The 8853-nt window shown below is 60.7% G+C and carries 9 protein-coding genes and 1 pseudogene; 6 read left to right on the plus strand and 4 right to left on the minus strand.

Annotated elements, in window-relative coordinates:
• Positions 1-3: 3 nt before the first annotated feature.
• A complete protein-coding gene (locus BMY06_RS37815) occupies positions 4-735 on the minus strand; it encodes an iron-containing redox enzyme family protein (protein WP_074987294.1) in 732 nt (243 codons plus the stop codon).
• Between the two features lie 361 nt (positions 736-1096).
• Between BMY06_RS37815 and BMY06_RS37820 the strand changes: the two genes are divergently transcribed.
• The 4 genes from BMY06_RS37820 (at position 1097) to BMY06_RS37835 (ending at position 3027) form a co-directional block, all read left to right on the plus strand.
• Positions 1097-1402 (plus strand): 2Fe-2S iron-sulfur cluster-binding protein, encoded by a 306-nt coding sequence (locus BMY06_RS37820; RefSeq protein ID WP_074987894.1) that lies wholly within the window; start codon positions 1097-1099, stop codon positions 1400-1402.
• Positions 1399-1749: a hypothetical protein gene (locus tag BMY06_RS37825; RefSeq protein ID WP_074987895.1), complete on the plus strand. Its 351-nt coding sequence runs from the start codon at positions 1399-1401 to the stop codon at positions 1747-1749. Before BMY06_RS37820 ends, BMY06_RS37825 begins: the two co-directional genes overlap by 4 nt.
• 64 nt (positions 1750-1813) lie before the next feature.
• Positions 1814-2092 carry a 2Fe-2S iron-sulfur cluster-binding protein gene (locus tag BMY06_RS37830; RefSeq protein ID WP_074987896.1) on the plus strand — a complete coding sequence of 93 codons (279 nt, stop codon included), beginning with the start codon at positions 1814-1816 and terminating at the stop codon, positions 2090-2092.
• Positions 2086-3027: an alpha/beta hydrolase gene (locus tag BMY06_RS37835; RefSeq protein WP_074987897.1), complete on the plus strand. Its 942-nt coding sequence runs from the start codon at positions 2086-2088 to the stop codon at positions 3025-3027. The genes BMY06_RS37830 and BMY06_RS37835 overlap by 7 nt, the downstream gene beginning before the upstream one ends.
• A 64-nt stretch (positions 3028-3091) precedes the next feature.
• Here BMY06_RS37835 and BMY06_RS39405 read toward each other — a convergent pair.
• The 3 genes and pseudogenes from BMY06_RS39405 to BMY06_RS37855 all read right to left on the minus strand — a co-directional run bounded on the left by BMY06_RS39405 (position 3092) and on the right by BMY06_RS37855 (position 6433).
• Positions 3092-4460 (minus strand): annotated as a pseudogene (locus BMY06_RS39405) (IS3 family transposase).
• An 83-nt stretch (positions 4461-4543) separates the two neighbouring features.
• Positions 4544-5734 carry a methyl-accepting chemotaxis protein gene (locus tag BMY06_RS37850; protein ID WP_080180395.1) on the minus strand — a complete coding sequence of 397 codons (1191 nt, stop codon included), beginning with the start codon at positions 5732-5734 and terminating at the stop codon, positions 4544-4546.
• A 90-nt stretch (positions 5735-5824) separates the two neighbouring features.
• Positions 5825-6433: a glutathione S-transferase family protein gene (locus BMY06_RS37855; protein WP_074987900.1), complete on the minus strand. Its 609-nt coding sequence runs from the start codon at positions 6431-6433 to the stop codon at positions 5825-5827.
• A 451-nt stretch (positions 6434-6884) separates the two neighbouring features.
• On the opposite strand from BMY06_RS37855, the gene BMY06_RS37860 reads away from it, so the two are divergent.
• Together BMY06_RS37860 and BMY06_RS37865 are read left to right on the plus strand one after the other, a co-directional pair.
• Entirely contained in the window at positions 6885-7979 is a 1095-nt protein-coding gene (locus BMY06_RS37860; RefSeq protein ID WP_074987899.1) for a porin, read from the plus strand.
• Positions 7980-8118: 139 nt separating this feature from the next.
• The gene (locus BMY06_RS37865; protein ID WP_074987294.1) at positions 8119-8850 is read left to right on the plus strand and encodes an iron-containing redox enzyme family protein; all 732 of its coding nucleotides are present in this window, start codon (positions 8119-8121) and stop codon (positions 8848-8850) included.
• The last annotated feature ends 3 nt before the right edge of the window (positions 8851-8853 follow it).

Below are 8853 nucleotides of genomic sequence, written 5' to 3' on the forward strand. Positions count from 1 at the left end.
CGCTTATGCTGCGAGGCCGAGTTCGGGCAGCGGGATTTCCTTCTCGACGTAGTCGTAGTAAAGCGCCGTGGTGTACAGCAGACGCATCTGCGCACCGATCTCGCAGATCTTCAGGCAACGCTGCTGCAACTCGGGCGTGGTGGCGTTTTCCAGCACGATCTGGTAGCCGCGCTCGCCGTGGATTTCGTCCGAGACGATATGCAGGTCGAAGAATTCCACCTCTTCGTCCGTGAACTGGTACTGCTCGCGCAGCGTGGGCGTCTGCTTGCGGTAGATCGACGGCACCTGCGATTCCAGCCCGACCACCAGCGCGGCCACCGCCACCACCGGGTCTTCGCGCATCGCCACCGAATAGCACCACGCCTGCAGGCCGCGCGTGGTGGGCGACATGTTGTCGGGGTTGGTGACGCGCTCGCGCGTGGTGCCGCAGGCTTCGGCGAAACGGATCAGCAGGTCGGTGTGACGGTCGCCGCCAATTTCTTCCTCGTACATGTTGGCGAGGAGGAAGTCCTTGGCCTCGGTCATGTGGTCGGGCGTGCGGGCGTAGAGGTAGGCGAGATAGTCGGCGAAGGGGCCGACATAGTGATAGTGGTTTTCGGCCCAGCGTGCGAGATGCGCGCGGGAGAGCTTGCCGCTCGCCCAGGCGACGCTGAAGGGCGCCTTGTTGGCGCTCTTGCCCTTGATCGCTTCTTCGAGCGCGCTGCGGAATGCGTCGCGGTTCATGAGTTCGGCCATCTTCGTTTGCTCCTGATCTTGGTGGGAACGACATCGACTGTTGCAAGGCGAGACGCCCGAAAAGCAGACAGTCGGCTTAGAATAGCGCAGTTAATGGATACTGTATACATACTTATCGCGAACCCTGCTTAGAAACTTGCCGCGAGTCTCCTCTTTCGCGGCTCCATTTCGCCCAACCAGCCTAATCGCAGCAATAAACAAGCCATTTCAGACGTTAGAGATCCGCGACAGCACGCAAGCAAAAGCTTCATTTGCGGAATTTGAATTACGTATACAATATTCTTAACGCTCGATACAATCGGGCGAACAACGCGTGCGACACCTCGCGCGATCCGGTCTACCGATGGAGAGGAAAGCGGCAATGCCGACGGTCACATTTCACAAAAACGGCGAAACCTGGCAGGGCGAGGTCAAGAAAAACACCAATCTGGTGGTCCGCGCCGGCATCAAGCAGTTTCCGTTTCCGCATCTGCGTTACGAGTGCGGCATGGGCAAGTGCTCCAAGTGCGCGTGCGTGATTCGCGCAGGCGGCGAACATCTGCCCGCGCCCAACTGGAAGGAAAAGAAACAGCTCGGCGAACGCCTCGAACAGGGCTATCGCCTCGCGTGCCAACTCTGGATCGAGCACGACATCGAACTCGAACAGATCGACGCGGAGGCGGCATGAGCGCCAGCGCAAGCACCCAGACCATTGCGCCGATCACCTACGTGATTCTCACGAGCAAGCCGGGCCAGTACCGCACGGAACCTTTCGGCAAGCTCGCGCCCGCCGAAACGTGGGACTACGTGTATTGCGGACGCCATCTCGCGACCTTCGTGATCGCCGAGCTGTACGGCGAAGCGCGCATTCGCGTGATCGACGAATCGGAAGGCGGCTCCGTCAACGACATGCCCACGCGTTTCCTCGAAAAATTCGCCAACCGCGATGCGGCGTTCGCAGCGCTGCAAATACTCGTGGGCGCGCGCGATCAGGACGCCGCGCTGCAACCGCGCCCCACGGCGCTGGCCTCCTGAAAGGCCTTTAGAACCGCAACGCCGATCCACCGATTCACGCCTTCAGCCAGAACAGGTCTCACGCATGATCCAGATTACTTTCCTCAGCAACGACAGCAAGTGCGTCAGCGCGCCGCCCAATAGCAATCTGCTGCGCGTCTCGCTGCGCGAAAAAGGCGGCATTCCCTTCAAATGCGGCGGCGGCCTGTGCGGCACCTGCAAATGCAAGGTCGAACAAGGCATCGAACACACCGACGCCGTGAAGGAAAAAGAAAAGCGCCATCTGAGCGCCGCCGATCTCGAAGCCGGCTATCGCATGGCGTGTCAGACCTTCGTCAACGGTGACGTGAGCGTGTCATGGTGAATCCGCACGCCAGTTACGAGCCGCTGGGTTCTTTGCCCGAAGATCAACGCCGCCTGTTGCTCGACATCGGGCCGCGCTGGGGGCAAGACATCGTCGGCAACCGGAAAACGGTGATCGACTGCTACACGCCGCTCGTGGCTGCCACGCCCAAGGACGGCATCGCGGTGGAGCGCGATGTGAGCTACGGCCCGCACGAACGGCATGTGCTCGATGTGTTTTTGCCGCCTAACGCGGCGGCGCAGGACAAGCCGCTCGACGCCATCGTGTTCGTGCACGGCGGCGCATTCGTGCGCGGCAACAAGAGCGTCAACGGGCAGATTTACGACAACGTTTGCTACTGGTTCGCCACGCAAGGACTCGTTGCCATCAACGTCGAATACCGGCTTGCAGATATCGCGCCGTATCCGGGCGGCGCACACGACGTCACCGACGCGCTGAACTTCCTCCACCAGAACGCACAGCGCTTCCAGATCGATCCGCAGCGCGTGTTCGTGATCGGCCATTCGGCAGGCGGCGCACATACGGCCACGTGTTTGTTCGATCCCGCCGTGACCGAGGCGAGCCCGCCGCCGCCCGTCGCCGGACTGGTGCTGATCAGCGCGCGCGTAGCCGCTGACGTGCGCCCCGGCAACCCGAACGCGAAGCCCGTGCGCACCTATTTCGGCGACGACGAAAGCCTCTACGCGGTGCGCTCGCCGCTCAGTCACGTGGCGCGTTCGGCTGTGCCGCTGATGATCGCCGTGGCCGAATTCGAGAATCCTTATCTCGACGAATACGGCGCGCAATTTTTTATCGAAGCGCTGCGCCATCGCGGCGTGCCGCCTCGCCTGATTCAGATGCGCGGCCACAACCACACGTCGATCGTCGCGCACTTCAATTCCGGCGAAGACTATCTCGGGCGTGAGATTCTTCACTTCATCGGCAGCGTTCCGTAAATTATGCGAAATAAAAAACGACCGGAAATGAACTGAACCCCAGAAGTTGGACGGTTCAAAGAGGCTAGATTTTCAAGGGCTGGGTCCTGTATTGCACGGGACTCAGCTCTTTGAGTTTCAGCCTGATGCGTTCGTGGTTGTAGTAGTGGATGTAGTGCCTGAGTTCAGCCTGTAGCTGTTCGATGCTATCGAACTCGTTCAGGTAAAAGAACTCTGTCTTGAGTGTAGCGAAGAAGCTTTCCATCGCGGCATTGTCCAGGCAGTTTCCCTTGCCTGACATGCTCTGGCGAATCGAGCGCTGATCCAGCAGCCTGCGCCAGGCATCCATCTGATACTGCCACCCCTGATCGGAATGCAGCTGAGGGCGCTCATCGCGGCCCAGACGCGAGAAGGCTTTGCGGAGCATGTCCCCGCCAGATCGAAGGTGGGCCGCACTGCGCTCTGCCAGGCGATGATTTCCCCGTTATACAGGTCCATCACCGGCGACAGGTAGAGCTTCGCGCCTTTCACGTTGAACTCGGTGACATCCGTGACCCACTTCTCGTTAGGCCGCCGTGCCTCGAATTGCCGGTTGAGCAGGTTTGGGGCAACCCGGCCCACCGCGCCGCGCCAGGACCGGTACTTCTTTGGCCGCACCAGCGACTTCAGGCCGAGCTGAACCATCAGGCGCCGGATCAGTTTGTGATTGACCCGCTCTCCAGCCTGCTGGATGACCGCCGTAATTCGCCGATAGCCATACCGGCCCCGGTGGTATGCGTAGATTGCCTGGATGCGTTGCTTGAGTGCGGCGTAACGGTCCCCCGCCCGAAGTACCTTCCGCTGGTAGTAGAAGGTGCTGCGCGCCAGGCCCGCCACGTTCAGCAGGATCGACAATGCATGGTCTTGCCTTAATTCGAGCACTACTTGCGCTTTGCGCGTCGCGTCTGACGTTGCTCCGCCCGAATCAAGGCATCGAGTTTTTTTAGGTAGGCCACCTCCGCGCGCAGGTACTCGTTCTCCTTGAGTAATTGCTCACGGGTACGGCTATCCGGTTCGGCATCTGGCGGCGTGGGTGGGGCAGGCGGTGAGGTCGTCATCTTTGGTCGGCGCCCTTTCGGACGCGCTAACAATGCGGGGAAACCGCCTTCATGATACTGGCGTTGCCAGCGGGCGATCGCACCGGGATCCTTGATACCCAGAATGCGCTGCAACCGGGTTCGCGACAGATCCTCCCTTTGCATACGCTCCAGCGCCTCGAGCTTGAACTGCGCGCTGTACTGCGTATGTCCCTTGCGTTGCAGCCCCGCTGGACCATGCAACTGGAATTCCGCAATCCATTGCTTCACGAGCGTGCGGGCAACCCCATATTCCCGCGCCAGGGCTGTGGCTCCGATACCTCCTGCCCGGTATCGCCTCACTACTTCGAGCTTGAACTTCTCATCGTACTTCGCCATGGAAAAACCCCAAGAGTCGGATTTGTGTCCAACTCTTGGGGTTCAGTTCAGAAATTCCGGTCGTTTTTTTGCCGATATAGTTTTCAGCAGCGCAACGGATTTGCTTGCACGGCGTCCCAAACCGACATTTTCGCCGATGAAAAAACCGACGTCTGCAACGTATCGTCCTCGATCTTGAACGCATTCACGGCACGCTGAAGCTGCAAAATCTGCTGCGATAACGACGATGCAGCGGCCGCCGCCTGCTCCACCAGCGCGGCGTTCTGCTGCGTGGTCGAATCCATCTGCGCAACCGCCTGATTCACCTCCGCCACGCTCGTGCTTTGCTCCGTCAACGCACCCGATATCTGACCGAGCAAGGCCGTGACTTCGTTCACGGCGCGCATGATTTCGTGCATCGTCACGCCCGCTTCGCCTACGAGTCGCGAACCGCTCGTCACGTGCTCGACCGATTCGACAATCAAGCCGCGAATTTCCTTCGCCGCCACGGCGCTGCGCTGCGCGAGGCTGCGCACTTCGCTCGCCACCACCGCGAAACCGCGCCCCTGCTCGCCCGCACGCGCGGCTTCCACGGCGGCATTGAGCGCAAGAATATTGGTTTGAAACGCAATATCTTCGATCACCTGAATGATGTTGACGATCTTGCCCGAGCTTGCGCTGATCGACTCCATCGTGCCCACCACGCTTTCGACCACGGCGCCGCCGCGCGTCGCGATGGCCGAGGCGTCGTTGGCGCGTTCGCTGGCCGCATGTGCCCGTTCCGCACTTTCGCGCACCGTCGCGGTAATGCGGTCCATGCTCGCCGCCGTTTGCTGCAGCGATGCCGCCTGGCGCTCCGTGCGTTGCGAGAGATCGCCATTGCCCGCGTCGATTTGCTGGGAGGCGGTGGCGATCGTATCCGTCGATTCCTTGATGCGCGTGACGAGATCGGTGAGCGAGTCTTCCATGTCGGCAAGCGCGCCGAGCAGACGGCCGAATTCGCCGCCGCTGCCACCCGAAAATTCCTTGCTCAGATCGCCGGAAGCCACCGTTTCGGCAATATAGACGGCGTCCGCCAGCGGCTTGCCGATACCACGCGCGAGCGCCGCAACCGACAGCACGCACACCACCGCCGCGATCACGCCGGCACTCGCCAGCACGCTGCAAATACGGACGAATTCGGGACTTCGGCTATCCAGATGTGCGACGGCAAACGCGATTGTTCCCGCCATCAGCACAAACAGCAGGCCATACGACAGCGCGATTCGCGTGCCGAATTTCATGTCGCTAAACATGGTCTATCCTTTTACTCTGTATTACCAAATAAGATCGAGCGAGCGTTTCGCGTTATCGCGCGTCATTGCGCGCAACGCCGAAACACTCGCTCAGCCACGTTCGCCAAATACACGTTGCGCCGCTGGCCGCTCGAAACAACGCCGATGCCACGCCAGCGCGTTCGGATAATCCGCGCCGCCCAGTTGCACAAAGCGCTGCAACACCGCGGCCACGTTGAGATCCGCGACCGTGAAGCGATTGCCCACAAGATAATCGGCGTCGCGCAACGCGTGATCTAGCACGGCGAAACGCGCGCGCAAGCCTTCCAGCGCGGCGGCGGCCAACGCCGGAATACGCGATTCCTGCGGCAAGAACGAGGTATACCGGAACCATTGCCGCGCCAGCGGTTCGGCTTCTGTCGCGGCCCACAACGTCCACTGGAAAATGCGCGCCTCTTCGTGGTCGTCGGCGCCCCACAAGCCGAAAGCGCGATGTTGTTTCGCCAGATACAGGTCGATAGCAAGCGATTCGAACAGCACGAGATCGCCATCGACCAAAGTCGGCACTTGCCCGTTGGGATTGAGCGCAAGGTAAGCCGCCGATTTCACTTCGTCGCCCGCGTAGTGCATCGGCACGAGTTCATAAGGAATGCCGAGTTCTTCGGCGGTCCACACGGGTCGCACGGCGCGCGACTTGAGAATTCCGTAAATCTTGATCATGACGAGTAGGAAGGAGTAAAAGGCGGCTTTTTCTTTCGCGAACCGATGCGCATCCACAACACACGAATGCGCAAAGTGTTGCGTCGGCCGCACAACCTGCGGCGTGCCGATGCTGCCATCGCAGCCGTATTCATCGCCGACGCATCAAGCCTATTTGTATACTATGTACATATAAATATGGCTGCAAGTTTAAACTTGCACGCGTTTACCCTGGCGGCAAACCGGCAAATCCCTCCGCTCGGTGGCCAACAAAGGCCGATTTCCGGACATTTCGCCCTTCAACACGCCCAATAAAAACCTGCAAGCCGCTCGAATCCCTCGGTAAACCCAAGTCAAAAAAATCGTTGGCGATATTTTTGTATACCTAATACTTTGTTCTGCTGGATACACGATGATAACGACGACCTCGCACCAGCATCGAGGACGACTCTGCCTCAAAGGGATAAACGGGATGAAGAAGACGTTCTGCATTGCAGCGGTACTCTCTTGCGCCACCGCCGGCGCGCACGCACAAGGAAGCGTCACGCTCTACGGCCTGATCGACGCATCCGTTCAGTACACGAACAATCAGGGCGGCGGCAGCACGGTCGCGATGAGCAGCGGCACCACACGCGGCAGCCGCTTCGGCCTGCTCGGCAAGGAAGACCTCGGCGGCGGCACGTCGGCGATCTTCCGCCTCGAAAACGGCTTCGACGTCACCGACGGTTCGCTCGGCCAAGGCGGTCTACTGTTCGGCCGCCAGGCGTATGTCGGCATCGAAAACGATCGCTGGGGCGCAGTCACGTTGGGCCGGCAGTACGAATCGATGGTCGATTACGTCGCTCACCTCACCTCCGCCGACTGGTCCGTCTACATGGAACACCCAGGCGACATGGACTTGACCAATCGCGGCGTGCGCGTGGACAACGCGGTGAAATACACCAAGACCTACGGCGCCTTCACGGGCAGCGCGCTGTACAGCTTCGGCGGCCAGGCGGGCAGTTTCGGCAAGGACAGCATGTGGAGCTGGGGCGGCAGCTACGACAGCGGCCCGCTCTATGTCGGCTTCGGGATGACCTACGCGCGCCAGCCGGGCGACCGCTCCGCCGGCACCTTCTGGAAAGCGGCCAATTCCGCCGACGGCGAATTCGTGACGGTGGCGCACTCGTTCCTCACCATGGGCGGCGGCGCGGCCTATCGATTCGGCTCGATCAAGCTTGGCGGCGACATCACGAGCACGACCTACAAGGACGGCTTCGAAAACCAGGACGTCAGCTTCATGAACTACGAAGTCAATGGCGTCTACTACTTCACGCCCGCGCTTTCCGCAGGCCTCGGCGTGACGTACACCGACGGCAAGGTCGATGCCAACGATGGCGACCCGCGCTACATCCAGTACAACGCGACCGCCACTTACAGCCTCTCGAAACGCACCGATCTCTACGCCTTCGCCACCTTCCAGCGCGCCATGGGCGATGCACAAGTGGCGCAGGTCACGCAATTCATCAGCCCGTCGAGCACCAATAAACAGGTGTCGGCCGGCGTCGGTCTGCGTCACACGTTCTAAATGCTCTAACGCCGCCGCGATAACGCTCTAAGGCCGATATCGCGCCGATCGATCTCGATTAACTGCATCGCCATGCCTCGCCTCGCTCGGGGCATGGCCCAAAAGTACCGTCCCCACCAAGGATCAGGAGCAAACGAAGATGGCCGAACTCATGAACCGCGACGCATTCCGCAGCGCGCTCGAAGAAGCGATCAAGGGCAAGAGCGCCAACAAGGCGCCCTTCAGCGTCGCCTGGGCGAGCGGCAAGCTCTCCCGCGCGCATCTCGCACGCTGGGCCGAAAACCACTATCACTATGTCGGCCCCTTCGCCGACTATCTCGCCTACCTCTACGCCCGCACGCCCGACCACATGACCGAGGCCAAGGACTTCCTCCTCGCCAACATGTACGAGGAAGAAATTGGCGGCGACCGTCACACCGACCTGCTGATCCGTTTCGCCGAAGCCTGCGGCACCACGCGCGAGCGCGTCACCAACCCCGACAACATGTCGCCCACCACGCGCGGCCTGCAGGCGTGGTGCTATTCGGTGGCGATGCGCGAAGACCCGGTGGTGGCGGTGGCCGCGCTGGTGGTCGGGCTGGAATCGCAGGTGCCGTCGATCTACCGCAAGCAGACGCCCACGCTGCGCGAGCAGTACCAGTTCACGGACGAAGAGGTGGAATTCTTCGACCTGCATATCGTCTCGGACGAAATCCACGGCGAGCGCGGCTACCAGATCGTGCTGGAAAACGCCACCACGCCCGAGTTGCAGCAGCGTTGCCTGAAGATCTGCGAGATCGGTGCGCAGATGCGTCTGCTGTACACCACGGCGCTTTACTACGACTACGTCGAGAAGGAAATCCCGCTGCCCGAACTCGGCCTCGCAGCATAAGCG

Source organism: Paraburkholderia tropica, assembly GCF_900109265.1.
GTDB lineage: Bacteria > Pseudomonadota > Gammaproteobacteria > Burkholderiales > Burkholderiaceae > Paraburkholderia > Paraburkholderia tropica.